15 protein-coding genes are annotated in these 19,146 nt (G+C 70.9%); 11 read left to right on the top strand and 4 right to left on the bottom strand.

The window, feature by feature from the left end; translation table 11 throughout:
- The first annotated feature begins 11 nt into the window (after window positions 1–11).
- The 3 genes from ACFYPA_RS04610 to ACFYPA_RS04600 are packed head-to-tail and all read left to right on the top strand — an operon-like array spanning window position 12 to window position 2,454.
- Window positions 12–923: a glutamate ABC transporter substrate-binding protein gene (locus ACFYPA_RS04610; protein WP_359354914.1), complete on the top strand. Its 912-nt coding sequence runs from the start codon at window positions 12–14 to the stop codon at window positions 921–923.
- A 17-nt stretch (window positions 924–940) separates the two neighbouring features.
- Complete coding sequence (locus ACFYPA_RS04605; protein ID WP_359083985.1) at window positions 941–1,585, top strand: amino acid ABC transporter permease; 645 nt, start codon at window positions 941–943, stop codon at window positions 1,583–1,585.
- The gene (locus ACFYPA_RS04600; protein WP_359320864.1) at window positions 1,582–2,454 is read left to right on the top strand and encodes an amino acid ABC transporter permease; all 873 of its coding nucleotides are present in this window, start codon (window positions 1,582–1,584) and stop codon (window positions 2,452–2,454) included. The genes ACFYPA_RS04605 and ACFYPA_RS04600 overlap by 4 nt, the downstream gene beginning before the upstream one ends.
- 174 nt (window positions 2,455–2,628) lie before the next feature.
- Here the strand turns inward: ACFYPA_RS04600 and ACFYPA_RS04595 are convergent, their stop codons facing one another.
- Complete coding sequence (locus tag ACFYPA_RS04595; protein ID WP_389130373.1) at window positions 2,629–3,849, bottom strand: Ig-like domain-containing protein; 1,221 nt, start codon at window positions 3,847–3,849, stop codon at window positions 2,629–2,631.
- Between the two features lie 243 nt (window positions 3,850–4,092).
- Here ACFYPA_RS04595 and ACFYPA_RS04590 point away from each other — a divergent pair, with 243 nt between their 5' ends.
- The 6 genes from ACFYPA_RS04590 (at window position 4,093) to ACFYPA_RS04565 (ending at window position 13,163) form a co-directional block, all read left to right on the top strand.
- Window positions 4,093–5,256, top strand: coding sequence for a peptidoglycan bridge formation glycyltransferase FemA/FemB family protein (locus ACFYPA_RS04590; RefSeq protein WP_359320861.1), 1,164 nt, complete (start codon window positions 4,093–4,095; stop codon window positions 5,254–5,256).
- Entirely contained in the window at window positions 5,253–6,944 is a 1,692-nt protein-coding gene (gene murJ, locus ACFYPA_RS04585; protein WP_359354889.1) for a murein biosynthesis integral membrane protein MurJ, read from the top strand. Before ACFYPA_RS04590 ends, murJ begins: the two co-directional genes overlap by 4 nt.
- A 63-nt stretch (window positions 6,945–7,007) precedes the next feature.
- Window positions 7,008–7,691 carry a response regulator transcription factor gene (locus ACFYPA_RS04580; RefSeq protein WP_359083990.1) on the top strand — a complete coding sequence of 228 codons (684 nt, stop codon included), beginning with the start codon at window positions 7,008–7,010 and terminating at the stop codon, window positions 7,689–7,691.
- Window positions 7,688–9,124, top strand: coding sequence for a HAMP domain-containing sensor histidine kinase (locus tag ACFYPA_RS04575; RefSeq protein WP_359320855.1), 1,437 nt, complete (start codon window positions 7,688–7,690; stop codon window positions 9,122–9,124). The genes ACFYPA_RS04580 and ACFYPA_RS04575 overlap by 4 nt, the downstream gene beginning before the upstream one ends.
- Window positions 9,121–9,654 carry a hypothetical protein gene (locus ACFYPA_RS04570; protein WP_359354886.1) on the top strand — a complete coding sequence of 178 codons (534 nt, stop codon included), beginning with the start codon at window positions 9,121–9,123 and terminating at the stop codon, window positions 9,652–9,654. The genes ACFYPA_RS04575 and ACFYPA_RS04570 overlap by 4 nt, the downstream gene beginning before the upstream one ends.
- Window positions 9,655–9,917: 263 nt before the next feature.
- The gene (locus ACFYPA_RS04565; RefSeq protein WP_389129450.1) at window positions 9,918–13,163 is read left to right on the top strand and encodes a TIM-barrel domain-containing protein; all 3,246 of its coding nucleotides are present in this window, start codon (window positions 9,918–9,920) and stop codon (window positions 13,161–13,163) included.
- A gap of 228 nt (window positions 13,164–13,391) precedes the next feature.
- Here ACFYPA_RS04565 and ACFYPA_RS04560 read toward each other — a convergent pair whose 3' ends face one another.
- From ACFYPA_RS04560 to ACFYPA_RS04550, 3 genes are all read right to left on the bottom strand, one after another.
- Window positions 13,392–14,576 carry a cellulose-binding domain-containing protein gene (locus ACFYPA_RS04560; RefSeq protein WP_359354880.1) on the bottom strand — a complete coding sequence of 395 codons (1,185 nt, stop codon included), beginning with the start codon at window positions 14,574–14,576 and terminating at the stop codon, window positions 13,392–13,394.
- A 217-nt stretch (window positions 14,577–14,793) separates the two neighbouring features.
- Window positions 14,794–15,861, bottom strand: a complete 1,068-nt coding sequence (locus ACFYPA_RS04555) for a glycoside hydrolase family 11 protein (RefSeq protein WP_359083995.1) — start codon at window positions 15,859–15,861, stop codon at window positions 14,794–14,796.
- Window positions 15,862–16,714: 853 nt separating this feature from the next.
- Window positions 16,715–17,620, bottom strand: coding sequence for a helix-turn-helix transcriptional regulator (locus tag ACFYPA_RS04550; protein WP_359317717.1), 906 nt, complete (start codon window positions 17,618–17,620; stop codon window positions 16,715–16,717).
- Between the two features lie 158 nt (window positions 17,621–17,778).
- Between ACFYPA_RS04550 and ACFYPA_RS04545 the strand changes: the two genes are divergently transcribed.
- Window positions 17,779–18,561 (top strand): SDR family oxidoreductase, encoded by a 783-nt coding sequence (locus ACFYPA_RS04545; protein WP_389129445.1) that lies wholly within the window; start codon window positions 17,779–17,781, stop codon window positions 18,559–18,561.
- A gap of 299 nt (window positions 18,562–18,860) precedes the next feature.
- The gene (locus tag ACFYPA_RS04540) at window positions 18,861–19,091 is read left to right on the top strand and encodes a 4-oxalocrotonate tautomerase family protein (RefSeq protein ID WP_359083999.1); all 231 of its coding nucleotides are present in this window, start codon (window positions 18,861–18,863) and stop codon (window positions 19,089–19,091) included.
- Window positions 19,092–19,146 lie beyond the last annotated feature (55 nt).

Here is a 19,146-nt window from a genome sequence, read left to right as displayed (position 1 = left end):
GGGGCCCTGTGTTGCGTACGAGAAGAGCACTGGCCGCTTGTGCCGGCCTCCTGCTGGCCGTACTCGCCGCGGGCTGCGGCAAGGACGGCAGCCCGCCGGTGAAGGGGCCGCAGGCCGAGGCGCTGCCGGTCTACAAGGTCGACACCTCCTTCAGCCTGCCGGACTCCAGGACCTGGACCAGCGCGAAGAAGCGCGGATATCTGCGGGTGGGCGCCAAGGAGGACCAGCCCTACCTCGGCGAGAAGGACCCGGCCACGGGCGTCTACTCCGGTTTCGACATCGAGATCGCCCGGATGATGGCGGCCTCGCTGGGTTTCGACCCGAAGACGATCCGGTTCAAGACGATCGCCTCCGCCAACCGCGAGACCGCCCTGCAGAACGGGCAGATCGACTACTACGTCGGCACCTACACCATCAACGACATGCGCAAGAAGCTCGTCGGGTTCGCCGGGCCGTACTACATGGCAGGCCAGGGGCTGCTGGTCCGCACGGACGAGAACGACATCCACGGACCGCAGGACCTGGCCGGCAAGACGGTCTGTTCGGCGGCCGGTTCGACCCCGTACCAGCGGATCGCCGCCGACTACCCGAAGGCGAAACTGGTCGCCTACGACACGTACTCGATCTGCGTGGACAACCTGCTGACGTACCAGGTCGACGTCGTCACCACCGACGACGCGATCCTGCTGGGCTTCGCCGCGAAGGCGCCCGACGAGATGAAGGTCGTGGGCAAGCCCTTCTCCCAGGAGCCGTACGGCATCGGGGTCCCGCGCAGCGACAACGCGCTGCGGTTCGCGCTGAACGACGCGCTGGAGGCCAACGAGAAGAACGGCAACTGGAAGAAGGCGTTCGAGGCGACGCTCGGTCTCTCCGGGGTGCCCGCGCCGAAGCCGCCGCCCATCGACAACTACCCGGCGAACTGAGAGGACGGCCACGACACATGGACGTACTCACGGACAACTTCTCGCTCTACGGCAAGGGTTTCCTCGGAACCGTCGAACTGACCGTCTGGGCCTCGATCCTGGCGATGATCCTCGGTTTCGTCATGGCGTCCTTCCGGGTGGCGCCCGTCGGCTCGCTCCGGGTGATCGGCACGGTCTGGGTGACCGTGCTGCGCAACACCCCCCTGACCCTGCTCTTCTTCGCCGTGCTGCTCGGCCTGCCACGCTTCGGCCTGGTACTGCCGTTCAACGTCTTCGCGATCCTCGCCCTCGGCTGCTACACGTCCGCCTTCATCTGCGAGGTGCTGCGCTCCGGCATCAACACCGTGCCCACCGGGCAGGGTGAGGCGGCGCGGAGCCTCGGCATGACGTTCGGCCAGACACTCGGCAACGTGGTGCTGCCGCAGGCGTTCCGCTCGGTGATCCCGCCGATCGGCTCGACGCTCATCGCGCTCGCCAAGAACTCCGCGATCGCCGGGGCGTTCAGCGTCACCGAACTGCTCGGCACCTACAAGACCCTCAACGAGCTGGGCTACAGCATCATCTGGACCTTCGTCTGGATCGCCGTCGGGTACCTGATCATCACTCTGACCATCAGCGCGATCTTCAACGTGCTGGAGAAGCGCTGGGGAGTCGCCCGATGACCGCCCACTCCACCCCCGGTGCCACGGTGCTCTACGACATTCCCGGGCCGCAGACCCGCAAGCGGCACCTCGTCTACGGGATCGTCTCGACCATCCTGATCCTCGCCCTGGTCGGCTGGGTCATCTACCTGCTCTTCGACACCGACCAGTTCACCAGCGCCAAATGGACGCCCTTCGAGTACAAGGGCATTCAGGAACTGCTGCTGCGCGGCCTCGGCAACACCCTCAAGGCGTTCGCGTACGCCGCGGTGCTCTCGCTGGCGCTCGGGGCCGTCCTCGCGGTGGGCCGGCTCTCCGACCACCGCCCGGTGCGCTGGGTGGCGACCGTCCTCGTCGAGTTCTTCCGTGCCATGCCCGTTCTGGTGATGATCTTCTTCGTCTTCGTCGCGCTGAAGGTGCAGCCGCTGCCGGCCCTGGTCGCAGGGCTGACGCTGTACAACGGTTCGGTGCTCGCCGAGGTGTTCCGTACCGGCATCAACTCGGTCGAGCGCGGCCAGGGCGAGGCGGCGTCCGCGCTGGGTATGCGCAAGACCCAGGTCACGTCCTTCGTGCTGGCCCCGCAGGCGGTACGCGCGATGCTGCCCACCATTATCAGCCAGTTGGTGGTGGCGCTGAAGGACACCTCGCTGGGCTACCTGATCACGTACGAGGAGTTCCTGCACGCCGGGAAGCTCATCGCGTCCAACCTCGACTACGATCTGCCCTTCATCCCCGTGGTGATGGTGATCTCGCCGATCTACATCGGGATGTGTATGTTGCTCTCCTGGTTCGCCACCTGGGTGGCGAAGCGCGAGCGTCGCAACCCGAAGACGGAGGCGACGGGTGTCGGTCCGGCTCAGCCGGGCACGCTGATGCCGGGAGCGAGGTAGCCGGGGCCCGCCGCGAGGCGGCCCCGGGCGGTGGTGCCCGTCCGGCAGCAGCCGGTGATCACTTCTCGCACCTGGCACGGACGCCCGCGAGGGCCCGTGCCGGGCGGGGAGAAGGTCAGCTGCGTGCCGGCCGTGCCGACCGTACCGGTCATGCCGACCGTGTCCGTCGTGCCGTCAGCCGAGAGCGCTCCTGGTCCGCCAGTCGGCCCAGGAGACGTTCCAGGCCCCGTAGCCGTTGCCCTCCGCGACCGTGCCCTTGGCGTCCGCGCCGGTGATCTCGAAGGGATCGCCGACGTGGGCCGCGCGGTAGAGGGAGGCGGCGTCGGCGTCGCTCATCCCGACACAGCCGGAACTGTGGTTGGCCACACCGAAGTACGCGGCGTTCCACGGCGCCGCGTGGGCGTACATGCCCGACCAGGTCAGCCGCATCGAGAAGTCGACCATCTTGTCGTACGCGTCCCCGAGGCCCACCGTCTCGGAGTTCATGTTGATCGTGCCCTCCTTCGCCATCAGTACGGCGGTGCCCCGCCAGGACGCCCGGTCGCCGCCCGGTGTGCCCGCCGACATGGGCACGTCCATGACCGTCCTGCCGTCGCGCTTGAGCGCCAGCCGGTGGCGGTCGAGGTCGACCTTGACCACCTGACTGCTGCCGACGGTGAACGTCGTCGCGTAGTCGCGTACGAACCAGCCGCCCGACGATCCCGAGTCGACGCCGTTGAGTTCGGCGTCGAGGGTGATGCGCGTGCCGGACTTCCAGTACTCCTCGGGCCGCCAGTCCACGCGGTCCCGGCCCGAGTAGTCGACCAGCCAGCCCCAGGAGCCCTCGGTGTCGTTCGAGGTGGAGACCTTGAGCGCCTTCTCTACCGCCGCCCTGTTCTTCACCGGGTGGTCGAACACGATGGACAGCGGCTGGGCGATGCCGACCGTGGCGTTCTTGCCGGGGGCGAGGGTCAGCTTGTTCACCTTGTCCGCCGCCGCCGTGGTGAACGCGGCCGTGTCGTCGCCGCCGCCGGTGTCCTTCGCCTCGACGCGGTACGTGGTGCCGGGCGCCGCCGGCCGGTCGGACGTCCAGGTCCTGCCGTCGGCGGAGAGCCTGCCGGTGAGGGCGCCGCCGCCGTCCGCCGCGACCGTGACGGTGCGCAGCCTTCCGGTGGCCACCGTCACCGTCACCGGCCTGCCCGCGGCGGCCGCGGTGCCGTGGAGGTTCACCGCGATCCGGGTGTCCGCGGCCTTCGATGGGGTGGCGCCCTGCTTCCGGCCGTCATGGCCCGAGGCCGCGGCGCCACCGGAGCAGGCCGTGAGCAGGGCACCGAGCACCGCGGTGCCGGCGACCAGGGCGAGTCGCGCGTGACAGGCGGGGCTCCTGAAACGGGTGGTGTGCCGAGCGGCGGATATGAGAGGGACGGGGATCAACGGGAAAACCTCCTGGGCCTTGCTCCGTCGTCTTTGGACGAGGCATTCACCGGAGCCTAAGTTCCGCAAATCGAGGGAAAAGCGGGAATGCGGTGTGTGACAAGAAGCGCAGCGCAACGGTCATCGTCCGGTCACATCCGGCGCGCAGCCCGGTCATGATCCGCTGTGAGCATCCTGTGCAGCCCCGCAGAACCGCCGCGGGGCCCACGAGGGAGGGCCACGGACATGTCAGCGCTGCTCGCGACCGGAGACCGCAGCCGTGATCAGGAACTACGGGTGTGCGCCCTGACGGCCGCCGAGCACCGGGCACACGTGGCCACGCACGCGGACGCGAGCTTTCTCCAGTACCCGTCCTGGGCCGGTGTGAAGGACCAGTGGTCCTCGGAAACGGTCGGCTGGCTCGGCGACCACGGTGAATTGGCCGGCAGCGCGTTGATTCTCTACCGGCAATTCCCCGGCACCCGGAAATACTTCGCCTACCTGCCGGAAGGGCCGGTGGCCGACTGGGCCGATCCCGGAATAGACCGGTGGCTGCGGCCGCTCATGACCCATCTGCGCGGAGCGGGGGCGTTCGCCGTACGCATCGGCCCGTCCCCGGCCTACCGCCGCTGGGACACCGCCCGCCTCAAGGCCGCCACCGGTCCCGGCCGCACCGTCGGTGACGTACTGGCGCGTGAGGTCGACCCGCTCGGCGCGGCCGTGGCCGACCGGCTGCGGGCCCGGGGCTGGCGGCGCTGCGGCGGGGACGGCGACGACGCGGATGCGCAGCCCCGGTACGTCTTCCAGGTGCCGCTGGCCGGCCGGACGCCCGACGACCTCTGGGCGGGGCTCAATCAGGAGTGGCGGCGCAACGTCCGCAGGGCCGGCAAGGCGGGGGTGCGCATCGTCACCGGGAGCGCGGCCGAACTCCCCGAGTTCCACCGCCTGCTGCGGATCACCGAGGAACGCGACGGCTTCCGGCTCGGCCGCTCCCTGGCCTACTACCAGCGCCAGTACGCCGTGCTCAACGCCGAACAGCCCGGCCGGATGAAACTGTGCCTCGCCGTGCACGGGGGCGAGATACTCGCCGCCCACACGATGATCAGCACCGGCCGCCGGGTCTGGTACCAGACGGGCGCGTCCGCCGACCACCGCCGCGAGGTCCGCCCCAGCAACGCCCTGCAGTGGCAGATGCTCCTCGACGCCCAGGCCCAGGGCGCACAGGTGTACGACATGCGCGGGGTATCCTCCACCCTCGATCCCGACGACCGCCCCTTCGGCCTGCTGCGCTGGAAGTTCGGCACGGGCGGACAGGTCGTGGAGACCCTCGGAGAGTGGGAGACATCAGTGGGCGGCGCGGCCAACAAAACGCTGTACCGGGCGTTCCAGGCGTACATGGCGCACCGATGACGGCGGCCGACGCGACCACGGGCACGGTCGCCACGGACGAGCGCGAGCCGCAGAGGTCCGGCTCGGTGCTGCGCAGCGGTGCCGTCATGGCCGCCGGCTCCGTCGTGTCGCGGGCGACGGGCTTCCTGCGCTCGGCGGTCGTCGTCGCCGCGCTCGGCACCGGGCTGCGGGCCGACGGCTACACGGTCGCCAACACCGTCCCCAACATCCTCTACATGCTGCTGATCGGCGGCGCCCTCAACGCCGTCTTCGTCCCCGAGCTGGTCCGCGCCGCGCGGGAGCACGAGGACGGCGGGGCCGCCTACACCGATCGCCTGCTCACCCTCTGCACGGTCGGGCTGCTCGTACTCACGGCGCTCGCCGTCGTCGGAGCCCCGCTCATCATCTCGGTGTACGCCCCCACGTACGACGGTGACCAGGCCGAACTCACCATCGCGCTGGCCCGCTACTGCCTGCCCCAGATCCTCTTCTACGGGCTCTTCACCCTGCTCGGACAAGTGCTCAACGCCCGCAACCGGTTCGGGGCCATGATGTGGACCCCCGTCCTCAACAACCTCGTGATCATCGCGGTGTTCGGGCTGTACCTCTGGACGGCGGCGAGTTCGGGCGGGGAACTGACCTCGGCCCAGGCGCAATGGCTCGGCTGGGGCACCACTGCCGGGATCGCCGTGCAGACCCTCGCGCTGGTGCCCGCCCTGCGCGCCGCGAAGTTCCGCTGGAGGCCGCGGTTCGACTGGCGCGGCAGCGGACTCACCCGGCCGCTGCGGGCGGCCGGCTGGCTCGTCATGCTCGTGCTCACCAACCAGGCCGCCTACTGGGTGGTGACCCGGCTCTCCACCGCCACGGGCCAGCACGCGGCGGACCAGCACCTGGCGGGGGGCGCGGGCTACACCGCGTACAGCTACGCCTATCAGCTGTGGGTGGTGCCGCAGGGCATCGTGACCGTCAGTCTCGTCACGGCCCTGATGCCACGGATGAGCCGGTCCGCGGCCGACGGCGATCTGGCCGGGGTGCGGCGGGACGTCTCGTACGCGCTGCGGACCTCCGCGGCCGTCGTGGTCCCGGCCGCCGCCGCCCTGCTCGCACTCGCCCCGTGGGTGATGGGGTCCGTCTTCGGGTACGGACAGACCGGCCCGGCGGACATCACCGTGATGGCGGGGATGATGGCCGCCTTCGCACCGGGACTCATCGCCTTCTCCGGGCAGTACGTCCTCTCCCGCGGCTTCTACGCGATGGGTGACACCCGCACCCCCTTTCTCCTCAACCTGGTCATCGCCGCGTTCAACGCCGGGCTGTCCGTGGCCGCCTATCTGCTGCTGCCCGCGCGCTGGGCGGTGACGGGCATGGCGGGGGCGTACTCCGTGGCCCTGTTCGCCGGGTTCACCGTCACCGCGTACGTACTGCACCGCAGGGTCTCCGCGCCCGGTGCGCCGACGCCCGCGCTGCTGCGCTCGCCGGGTGTGGGGGCACACGCCCGGCTGGTGGCCGCGTGCGTGCCCGCGGGGCTGCTGGCCTACGCGGCGGCGCGCGCCGTCGACACCGACGGGCCGGGGACCGGGGACTTCGCCGCGGCCGGGACCGGGGTGCTCGTCCTCTTCGGCGTCGTGGCCCTGCTGGCACGCCCGCTGCGGCTGAGGGAGGTCGACACCGCGCTGAGCGCCGTACGGAGCCGACTGCGGCGCACCTGAGGCGGCACCGGCCACACGCACACACTTCCGAATCCACTCCTTGATCACTGGGATACTGACGCCATGCCTCGCGTGCTGCTGATCGAAGACGACCCCTCCGTACGGGAAGGGGTCGAGCTGGGGCTGCGCAGGCGCGGGCACGACGTGCGGGGCGTCGGGACGGGCGAGGCGGGGCTGTCCGCGCTGGAGGAGTTCCGGCCCGAGCTCGTCCTGCTCGACCTCATGCTGCCGGGGATGAACGGTGTCCAGGTCTGCCGCCGCATCCGGGAGGCCAGCCAGCTGCCGATCATCATGCTCACCGCGCGCGGCGACGACTTCGACGTGGTCGTCGGACTGGAGGCCGGAGCCGACGACTACATCGTCAAGCCCGCACGCACCGAAGTCATAGAGGCCAGGATCCGCGCGGTGCTGCGGCGGCTCGCCGAACCCGCCGGCCGCAGCGGCTTCGAAACCCACGGCGCACTGACGGTCGACCGGGTCGGTCTCACCGTCGCCAAGGCGGGGGAGCGGCTGCTGCTCGCCCCCTCCGAACTGAAACTGCTCCTGCACCTGTCGGCCGCGCCGGAACAGGTCTTCAGCCGCCAGCAGTTGCTCGAATACGTGTGGGAGCACAGCTACCACGGCGACGCCCGGCTGGTCGACGCGTGTGTGCGCAGACTGCGGCAGAAGATCGAGGACGTGGCGGGCAACCCCCGCTACATCCAGACCGTCCGAGGCTTCGGCTACCGCTTCGGACCCCTCGGATGAAGCTGCTCCCCGCCCGGTTCGGCCTGCGCAGCCGCCTCATAGCCGCGTTCCTGTTCGTCGCCGCGGTCAGCGCAGCCACCACCGCGACCCTGACCTACCGCGAGGCACGCTCGGCGATCCTGCAACAGGCACAGGACACCGCCGTCGCCCAGTTCCGCGACCGGATCAGCGCCCGGGGCATCGACCTCCCGCCCGACCGGGTCGGGCTCCGGGACATGTGCCTCGCGCTGGCCCGCGACGGCAAGGCGCGCACCTGGACCGTCTTCGCCGAGTACGGGAACCTGCGGGTCTCCTCCTCGGACCGGCCCACCTCGACCGTGATCACGGCCGCACTGCGCGCGGCGGTGCGGGACAACAGCCACGGCTCCTTCCAGCGCGTCGTCAAGGACGGCAGGCCCTGGCTGACCGTCGGCATGCCGGCCCTCTTCAACCGCGGCGACGGCCGCCAGCCCACCGGGCTCGTCCTCTACGCCGTGATGCCGCTCTCCACCGAGGAGGCGAACGTCGCCGCCATGGTCACCGCGGCCCGCGACGGCGCCCTGCCCGCCCTGCTCATCGCCCTGGTCCCGGCGCTGCTCGCCGCGCGCAGCGTCCTGCGTCCGGTACGCGACCTGCGCCGCGCCGCCGCCGGGATCGGCCGGGGCGAGCTCCACACCCGCATCGCGGTCCGCGGCTCCGACGAACTCAGCGAACTGGCCCGTACGTTCAACGAGTCCTCGACCAAGCTCCAGGAGTCCGTCGACGAACTCCGCCGGGCCGAGGAGCGGGCACGCCGCTTCGCCTCGGACGTCTCGCACGAACTGCGCACCCCGCTCGCCGGCATGCTCGCCGTCACGGAGGTGCTCGACGAGGACGCCGCCGAGCTGCGCCCCGACACCGCGGCGGCCGTGCGGCTGATCAGCGCGGAGACCGGAAAACTCGCCACGCTGGTCGAGGACCTGATGGAGATCTCCCGGTTCGACGCCGGGGCCGCCGATCTCCACAGCGACGAGGTCGACGTGGCCGAGACCATCCGCAAGTCACTCCAGGCACGCCACTGGGACGGCCGGGTCCGCACCGAACTCCCGGACGGAGTGAGGGCGGTGCTCGACCCCCGCCGCTTCGACGTCGTCGTCGCCAACCTGGTCGGCAACGCCCTGCGGCACGGGGCCGAACCCGTCACCGTACGGCTGCGGACCGGGCGGCGGGACGGCGCGGCCCGGCTGGTGACGGAGGTGGAGGACAGCGGTCCGGGCATCGACGCCGCCGTGCTCCCGCACATCTTCGACCGCTTCTACAAGGCCGACGCGGCCCGCACCCGGTCGGCGGGGAGCGGACTGGGTCTCGCGATCACCCGGGAGAACGTCCGGCTGCACGGCGGCACGCTCCATGCCGCGAACGGGCCTTCCGGCGGAGCGGTGTTCACCGTCGAACTACCGCTGGAGGGGCGATGAGGTCAGGGCGGGTGGCCGGCGCGTTGCTGTCCCTGGTGCTGCTGTCCGCGGGCTGCGGCATCCGGGCGACGGAGGTGGTCGAGGCCGGCGAACCGGCGATCGTGCAGGTCGCACCGGCCGGACAGATGGGCACCGTCCTGTACTTCGTCTCGTCGTCGTCGGCCGCCCGCCTGATGCCGGTCGTACGCTACGCCGAGCCGTCGGACGGAGGGAGCGGGTCGAGCGGCTACGGGGAGAAGCCACCCGCCGGTGCGGCCAGGGCCCTCGACCTCCTCTTCGACGGTCCCAGCGGGGCCGAGCGGGCTGCCGGCCTTCGATCTGAACTGCCCAACACACGGGTAAAGTTGGCGGTCGAGCTGAGTGCGCAGGGCGTACTGGTCACGGTGAAGACCCCGGTCACCGGGCTCTCCGAACCCGCACGACAGCAGCTGTTCTGCACCGCGGCCCAGGCGCGGACGGCCGACCGGAGCGAGGCGGTGACGGTGACCGGTTCGGACGGCGTCATCGGGCCGGCCCACTGCTCGGTCTGACCCCCTCCGGCCTCCGGCGCCCGGAGGGGCAGGTCACCGGCTCCCGGCTGACGCGCCGTGACCGAGGCTGAAGCGGCCGACCGGTGCGGAGCCGAACTCTTTGCCGCGCCGTGATGGACACCGGCCGAGACGGCGTGGTGTCCTACGTGCCGAGCAGGTGTTTTACAACGTTGAATTGCTCACGTGGGAAGCGGTCGGAGTCCGCATGCCGCGGCCACCGGCCGACGTACAGGAGAACGGAGTTGCGTGTGATACCCGCATCGATGAGTTCGGGCAGGAGACAACGGCGCGTGCGCCGGAGAGTGGGCGTCGCCGCAGCCCTCGCCGTGGCCGCTTCCACGACGCTGACCGGCGCCGGTGTCGCCTCCGCCGGAGGGGGCCACGGTCACGGGGTCCCGACCGTCACCTCCGGGAACGCCCGCTTCGAGATCCTCTCGCCGACACTCATCCGTACCGAGTACGCGGGCGACAGCGAGTTCACCGACGCACCCACGTTCAACGCCATCGGGCGCGAGGGGTTCACCCCGACCGCCTACACCGCGCGGACGAAGGGCGGTTGGCTGACCGTCTCGACGAGCGCGATGACCCTGCGCTACCGCGTCGGCTCCGGGCCGTTCGACGCACAGAACCTCTCCGTCCGGCTCGACGCGGGAGCGAAGCCGGTGACCGCCGCTCCCTGGCAGCGGCTCGTCTGCACACCCGGCGCGCTGTGCGAGGCGGAGGATCTCCGGCTCGACGGGCTCGGCACCGCCTCCGATCACCGGGACCACACCGGCGCGGCCTTTGCCGCCGGCTTCGAGGCCACCGGCAGTTCGGCAGCCGCTGACATCGATGTCAGCGCCGACGGGACCTATCGTTTCGCACTGCGCTACGCCAACTCCCGCGGTGGAGACGGCAAGACGCAGACCCGCACGCTGTCCCTCTCGGTGGACGGCGGTGCGCCGCGGCAAGTGAACCTGCCGGCCACGGCGGACTGGGACACCTGGGCGAACGCCACGGCGGAGGTGAAGCTCGGCAAGGGGCCGCACACGATCGCACTGACCCGGACCGCCTCCGACTCGGGATCCGTGAACGTCGACAGTGTCGCCCTGCTGCGGGCCGACGACGCCACCTACCCGTCCGCCGCGCACACCGCGATCAAGGACTGCCGCTTCGGGGTGAGTTGCGAGGCCGAAGCGGCGCGGATCGGCGGCTCGGCCACCGGCGCCCTGGACCACCAGGGGTACGCGGGCAACGGTTTCGTCGCCGAGCTCAAGCAGGGGTCGAGCCTGACGGCCCACGTGGTCGGCGTACCCGCCGACGGCACGTACACGCTCCGGACGCGCTACGCCAACGGGCAGGGCGGCGACGGCCTCCACCGGGCCCGTACCGCCGCCGTGACGACCACGGCCGGCGGGCCGGCGGCGACGCTGGAATTCCCTGTGACGAAGGACTGGGACGACTGGCGGACGGCCGCGGTCCCCGTCACCCTCAAGGCGGGTGCCAACGACGTCACCCTCGGTTGTCCCGACCCGGCAAGTTGCCACATCAACGTGGACACCCTCTCCCTGGCCGCCCCGGCGGACGCCGAGCCGCAGCCGCACCTCGCGCTCGGCGGATACCGCCGCGGCCTGGACGGCGTGACCGGCGAGGGCGCCGCCCCCGTCACCACGCCGGGCCTGCTCAGCCAGGACGGCTGGTTCCTGCTCGACGACTCCGCGTCGGCGCTGTACGACATCGGGGCGAGGAAGGTGCGCCCCCGCCCCGAGCACGGTGGCGCCCCCTACCAGGACGGCTACGTCTTCGGCTACGGCCACGACTACAAGCAGGGCCTCGGGGACCTCGCCACCCTCACCGGGCCGCCCGCGCTCCTGCCGACCTGGGCGTACGGCGTCTGGTACTCCGAGTACATCGACCGGACGGCCGCCGACTACCGGGACAAGATCCTGCCCGCGTTCCGTGCGGAGGGTGTGCCCCTCGACGTCCTGGTGACCGACACCGACTTCAAGGCCGGTGACACCTGGCGCGGCTGGGAGATCGACCCGGCCAAGTTCCCCGACCCGGCGGGGTTCTTCGACTGGTCACAGGCCCAGGGACTGCACAACACGCTCAACGTGCACCCGAGCATCCGGGCCTCCGACCCCCAGTTCGCCCAGGCGCAGTCCACCGCCAAGGGCAAGCTGGTCGAGGGCGGTTGCGGAGACGACTGCTACGTCTTCGACTTCGGCGACCCGGACCAGCTCAAGGCCTACATGGACCTGCACCGGACCATGGACGAGCAGGGGAACGACTTCTGGTGGCTGGACTGGTGCTGCGACTCCTCGCAGTCCTCGCTGAACGGAGTGACTCCGGACGCCTGGATCAACCAGCAGTACGCCGACGCCTCCGCGAAGGCGATCGGCCGGGGCTTCGTCCTCTCCCGCGCCTACGGTTCGCTCCAGGCGGGCGGGTACAGCGGTCAGCAGGCCCTGCCCACCGGCCCGTGGGCGGACAAGCGCACCACCATCCACTTCACCGGGGACACCTCCTCCACCTGGGGCACCCTGCGCCTGGAAGTCGGCTACACCCCCGGTGAGTCCGCGGCGACCGGCATGGCGGCCATCACCCACGACATCGGCGGGCACAACGACACGACGGGCATCCCCGGTTCGGAGGAGGCCACGCACAAGCTGCCCGACGACCTGTACGCCCGCTGGGTCCAGTTCGGCACCTTCCAGCCGGTCGACCGTCTGCACAGCAACCACGGCGACCGACTGCCCTGGCAGTACGGTCCCTCGGCGCGGAAGTCGGCGGACGCGTTCCTCAACCTGCGCGAGAATCTGGTGCCTTACACCTACACACTCGCCGAGGAGGCCAACCGCACCGGCGTCCCGATCGTTCGCCCCACGTACCTGGAGTACCCCGAGGAGCCGCAGGCGTACGCGGCCGCCGACAGTGAGTACTTCTACGGCTCAGACGTACTGGTCGCCCCGGTGACCACGCCCGGTGAGAGCGCCACGACCTCGGTGTGGTTCCCGCCGGGGCAGTGGACCGACTACTTCACCGGGAAGACGTACGCCGGCGGCACCACGCGGGACGTCACGACCACCCTCGACACGATGCCCGTCTTCATCAGGTCGGGCGGCATCCTGCCCACCCGTACCCACGATGTCACCGACAACGACCGCAACCCGCTGACGGATGTCACGCTGTCCATCGCCGCAGGCGACTCGGGCTCGTACCGCATGTACGAGGACGACGGCACCACGACGCAGAAGAACCGGAGCGCCACGACGACCGTGACGTACCAGGAGAAGGGCGCGCAGCGGACCGTATCCATCGGCGGGGCCAAGGGCTCCTTCAAGGGGCAGGTGAAGAACCGCCGGTGGACGCTCGCCCTGCTGGGGGCCACCCACGCCCCCACCGCGGTCACCGCGCGCGGGGTGCGGCTCTCCCCGGACGCGTACCACTGGGACGCCGGTAGGGGAGTCCTCACCGTCACCCTCCCGCGCCAGTCCGTACACCGGCCGGTCACGGTGACCGTGCGGTAGCGGCGGCGCGGTACGAAGGGGGTGGGGCCGGCCACGGTCCCGGGGTGACGGCGGCAGCCCGCACGCGCGGGCTGCCGCCGTCACCGCACGTCAGCTCGACGCGCGGAGGCGCGTCGGTGCCGCCGGCCGCGGGCGGAGAACGCCGGCGACCGGCTGACGGGCTCCGCCCCCGCGAGCCGTCGTCGGCCGGCCGTCGCGGGCGTCCCCGCTCGCCGGGGCAGTCGTTCGTCAGCAGCCGACCGGTGAGGAACCGACGACCACGTCGTCGAACCACAGGGTGTCGTCGCCCGTCCCGTAACTCTCCCAGCCCAGCCGCAGGGCGGTGGGCCTCGGCGGAGTGGTCCGGGAGAGCCACTGGCCGTCGACGTCCTGCGTCGGCACGCCGTCGGCGTGCAGCCCCGGCACCTGCTCGTCGCCCAGCCAGGTGTCGAGTCCCGGTGCCGAGGTGTCGACCGCGAACCGGAGGCATTGCCAGATGCCCGTCGGCAGAGGCCGGCTCAGCCCCACCCCGACCGGGCTCTGCGCCGGGAGCGTGGCGTCGTCGCTTTCCCGGTTCCACTGCAGGGCGCCGTTCTGTCCGCCGACCCGCAGGGCCCGGCCGCCCTGGGAGCTGTCCGGCATCGACACGAAGGTGACGTGCGCGGCCGGCAGCGCGGTGGTGTGCCGCACCCACATGCGGATGTGCAGCACCGGGCCGACCGACGAGAGGTCCGCGGTGGAGGCCACGAAGGCGTGGTTGCAGTAGCCGGCCCGTCCGTCCAGCCGCAGCGACCGCGTGCCGCTGTGCGCGACCGCGTTGTCGACGGCCGCCGTGCCCGTGCCCTGGCAGTCGGGCGCGGTGAACCGCCAGGCCCCGGCGGGGGCCGGACCGGCCTGGTCCTCGAAGTCCTCGCAGACGGCGGCATCCCCGCACTCGGCGGAGGGCGGTGTGGTGGGGGGCGGCGTGGTCGGTGGGGTGGTGGGGGGCGTGGTCGGCGGCGTGGTGCCGTCGCCGCCGCAGGACACGCCGCCCAGGGCGAAGTCGGTCGGCGCGGAACCGGCCGACTGCCAGGTCCCCTGCAGGCCGAAGTCGACGGTGCCGCCGCTGGACAGTGCTCCGTTCCAGGCCGTGTTGTCGGCGGTCACGGAGCGACCGGCCTGCGTGACGGTCGCGTTCCAGGCGGAGGTGACCTGCCGGTCGCCGCCGTACGTCCAGGTCAGCCGCCAACTGCTGAGCGCGGGACCGGTGTTGGTGATGCGTACCTGGGCGGTGTATCCACCGGCCCACTCGTCGACGGTGTAGTCGACCTTGCACGTGGACGCCAGATCCGAGCCGCTCGCGGGTACCACGACGAAGAGGGACAAGGCCAGTGCGAGGGCCGCTCCGGCGGCTGTCCAGGGTCTGCGCAGTAATCGCAGGGGAAGGGTCGGCATGTGCGCCTCCTTGAGGGGGGAACCGTAGGGCAGTTCAGGAGTGGGAGCGCTCCCATGTATCACAGCGACGTGACGGCGTACTGTCAATACTGTTGTCCGTCCGAGTTGACCGGACCTGCCGGTCGGCCCTGACCGGCTCGCCGAACCCCGGGACGGGCAACGGCGCGGTGCCCGCCGGGCACCGCGCCGGAGCACGTGGGTGCGCGGGATGCCGGGGTCAGCCGACGCCGCAGCTGCCGACCGAGGGGGACGGGCTGCTGGGTCCGTTGACGGTGAAGCCGAACGACGTCGACTGCCCCGCGTTCAGGGTGCGGTTGTACCCGACCGGGGTCACGGTCAGAACGTTCCCGTTCCGGCTCGAGGTGCCGTTCCAGAGCGAGGTGACCGTCTGGCCGCCGGCCAGTGTCACCGGCACCTTCCAGTCGGTGACACCGTTGCTGCCGGCCTTGATGGTCACCTCGCCGTTGAAGCCACCGTTCCATGAACTGGTGGTGCGGTAGGTGGCGCTGCAGGCGCCTGTGCCGGGCGGGGGAGTGGTGCCCCCGTCCGTAGGCGGAGTGGTGGGCGTGGTCCCGCCACCGCCCAGGCTCACGCTGGAGCTGCCGGTGCTCTGGTAGCCCTCCGTGGCCATGATCATGTAGTAGTTGAACGCCCCCATCGGCATCCCGGCCGACTGCCAGGCGTCGAAGTGCGCGCCGGTGTTGATGGTGCCGCTGCTGCGCTTGCTCTGCCGGACGCTCCAGTACTGCTGGAAGGTCTTGGTGCCTTCCACGGAGGGCTGGTTGGTGCGGGTGGACTCGTAGATGTCGTACGTACCGCCGTCGTCCGTGACCGTGCCGCGCTTCGTGCCGGCCGAACCGGGGTTGTACGGGCCGAAGTTCTCCACGATGTAGTACTCGACCAGCGGGTTGGCGGTCCATCCGTACAGCGCCAGGTAGCCGTTGCTGCCCGGGTTGAACGAGCCGGAGTAGGTGACGGCGCGGCGGCTGCCGTTGCTCCAGCCGAGCCCGCCGACCCAGTTGTTGATGTTGCCCCACTGGCTGCTGTACGAGCCGGCCGTGTCCGACAGCGTCATGCTGACGGAACCCGGGGTGTCGGTCCAGAAGGAGTAGTAGTAGCCGTTGTGCGTGCCGGTCGCGTTGCTGGTGAGGACCGTGGCGGCGCGCGCCGTGCCGGGCAGCAGGAGCCCTGCTGTCCCGGCTGCCACCAGGGCGCCGGCGCTGCCGAGGATGAGTTTTCTGCGGCTGATCTGACGTGGGTCGGAATTCTGGGGGGTGTCGCTCATGAGTTGTTTCCTCCTCGCGAAAAGCGCGGTCTGTGACCAAGATCCACGCCGAGCGCGCGTCGGCGTGTCATCGGTGAGGTGACACAGCCCGGTCGTGCGCATCCCATGCGCGGCCGGGGAGAGCGTCCCAACAGTCGGGCCTGGCACAGGAGTTGTCAACGGTTTCCGTAACGTTTCCGAAACTTGAATGGCGCCATGAATCACTTCTGTGCTGGTCAACGCAAGTGTGAATGGGGTATCGGGGAAGAGGAGTTGAGATGTCGTCGATTCGGGGATGCCGAAACATTCGATGCATCGAAAACTTTCGCTCTCCTTTCGGTGCAACAGGAGGCGGCCGGTGTTCGGGTGGCACGGCCGTGGCCGCGGCGGACTTCCAGGAACGGGTGGTGTGGTCCGAGGGGGTCGCCCATGTCGGCCCCGCCCATGAGCGGCCTCTCCCTGCGGCAGTCCCACAAGCGGAACGTGCGGAGCGCACGTCGCGAGCGGTGAGCGCTGCTGCGCCGGCCTGCTCGTACGTGGAGGGCCTGGGCGATGAGGCGTGGCACCGACACGGGTACCGGAACCAGATCGGCGGAGTCGTCATGGCTTGTGCCGGGTGTGGCAACTGCCGCCCTCAGAAACGGAGTCGTGCGCGCCGTTGCTGTTCCGGAGAGGAAGCGACCGCAGTCCTCGCGGCACGACGGCCTGGCGGCGGAGACGGATCCCGGTGCCGTCGATGACGCCGGCCTTCCCGGTAGCCCCGAGATGTTCAACGCCCTCGGCCAAGGGGCGCAGCCGCGGCGTCACGGGAAACTACCTTTGGCCGCCGCCACGCCTTGATCGGGCAGCCCCTCGGCGTCCTCGGCGGCGCGGGTCAGCGCTGCGATCGGGATTCCGCCGCAGACCACCCCTCCGGCGCCGTGCCGCCAGTGACGCTCAGGTCCTGGGTGCCTATGACGGACAGCAGTTCCAGCTGCTTGGCTCCCGGGCTTCCTGGCGGCGCGGTGAACCACAGCAGGCGCTGGCTTCCGTCCTCGCTGAGCAGGTTGTAGCAGTCGAGTTCGATGATGCCCAGCGCGCGGTGGACGATCTTCTTGTGGTCCATGCGACGCACCGCGACGTCGTGGGTGTCCCAGAGAGCCGCGAATTCCTGGCTACGGCGGCGGAGCACGGCGACCATCTTCGTGACCTCGGCGTCCCGGCCCCGCCGGGCAGCCGCTGCCTGGAGGTCGGCCACGAACACCCGGGAGTGGTGCGGGTGATCCTCCGGCGGGTAGATCTCGCGCGCCTGCGGGGCGGTGAACCAGCGGTACACGAAGCTCGCCGTCGGGCCGCGGTGTGCCGGGGACTTGCCGAACAGGGCCAGAGCCAGGTCGTTCTCCACCAGGGTTTCGTGCAGGTCGGTGATGACGCGTACGGGGGTGTTGGACAGCCGGTCCAGCAGCCCGAGGAGCGCGGGCTGCACATGTGCCGACGGCCCGTGTGCAGACCGGGGGAGCGGCCGTTCGGCCAGGTGGAACAGGTGGTCGCGCTCGTCACCGTTCAGGCGCAGGGCTCGGGCGAGGGCGGCCACGGTCTGGGCCGAGGGCTGCACGCCGTTCTTTCCGCTGCCGCGTTCCAACTCGGTGTAGTAGTCGGCCGACAGCCCGGCAAGCTGGGCGACTTCCTCACGGCGCAGCCCGGGGACGCGCCGACGCGGGCCATGGGGGAGACCGACGTCGGCGGGGCGGAGGCGGTCGCGGCGCGACCTCAGGAAGGCGCCGAGTTCAGGAAGGTTCACCCCTCCATCGTCGCCTGCGCGCCGGACGGTAGCCAGGGGGTGGCACCCCTTGGGTAAACGCAGCCCTGGCTAGGGGCGGGGGACCGGCCGATCGTGGAGGACGCAGCAGGGCGACGGCGAGACCGCGGCCCGATCCACATCCACCACAGGAGTCAGCAGTGCCCATCCCCCCTTCCCCCGACGGGACCGCTGCCCCGGCCCAGCCTCCCGCCTCGCCCCGCGTCGCGATCATCACCGGCGGCTCGCGCGGCATCGGCCGCCAGACCGTCAGCCGGCTGGCCGCCGACGGGTACGCGGTCGTGGTCGGCTACGCCGGCAACCGGGACGAGGCGGAAGCCGCCGTGAAGGATGCCGTCACCAGCGGTGTCCGGGCCATCGCAGTGCGCGCCGACGTCGCCGACGAACACGCAGTCGCAGCCCTGTTCGACGCGGCCGAGGCAGAGTTCGGCGGCGTCGACGTCGTCGTGCACGCGGCCGGGCGGATGCACATGGCGCCGATCGCCGACCTGGACCTGGCCGTCCTGGACGACCTGCACCGCACCAACATTCGCGGCACATTCGTCGTCGTCCAGCAGGCCGCCCGTCGGGTGCGCCCTGGCGGTGCGATCGTGACGTTCTCCACGTCCGTGGTGGGGCTGGCCTTCCCGGGCTACGGCGCGTACTCCGCCAGCAAGGGCGCGGTCGAGGCGCTGACGCTGATTCTGGCCCGGGAGCTGCGGGGCCGGGACGTCACCGCCAATGCCGTCGCGCCCGGCCCCACGGCCACCGACTTGTTCCTGGACGGGAAGGACGAGGAGACCATCGCCCGCCTGGCCGCCCAGCCCCCGCTGGAGCGACTCGGCACCCCGGCCGAAATCGCCGAAGTCGTCGCGTTCTTGGCCTCCCCGGCCGGCCACTGGATCAACGGACAGGTCGTCCGGGCCAACGGCGGAATCATCTGAAGCGCCTGCAGCCACCGGACGATGGGGGCAAGCGCCCGGCCGCGCTCATCCCCCCCCGGACGCCGATGTGACCGAGGTCGCTGCAGCCGTCGCGCGTCTGGTCGCGACGCCGCACGGCACTCGGCCTCTGCGCACCCGCATAGACCCCAGCCGAGACGGCAGCGAAGTCGTCTCCGCGGTCGCCGACCGCGGCCCGCCCCGACTTCTTCCGCCGTATCGGACTGGACAGCCTGCTCGCCGCAGGCAGCTCCCTGCGAAGCCCCTTTGTCACGCCCCACTGAGAGAAGGAACGTCCAGTCATGCCTTTCGCGAACTTCAAGGTCCCCGAGAAGACCCTTACCCCGAAGCAGAAGGAGGAGATCGTCACCCGCACCACCGAGCTGTACGTCGAGCTCTACGGCGAGCGGGCCCGCAACAACACCATGGTTCTGATCGAAGATGTCGCCGACGGCGGCTGGGGCATCGCCGGCAACGTGCTGACCCTCGCCATGCTCGGTGAGGCGACACCGAGCGACACCAGCGACGCCTGACCCCACCGGCCGTCCATCGACCAAGACAGCACTGTGAGGCCGGGGGCCGCCGCCG

It is taken from the genome of Streptomyces sp. NPDC005775 (assembly GCF_042871565.1).
In the GTDB taxonomy this organism is placed as follows: Bacteria; Actinomycetota; Actinomycetes; order Streptomycetales; family Streptomycetaceae; genus Streptomyces.
This window is presented reverse-complemented; position numbering and strand designations above follow the sequence as displayed.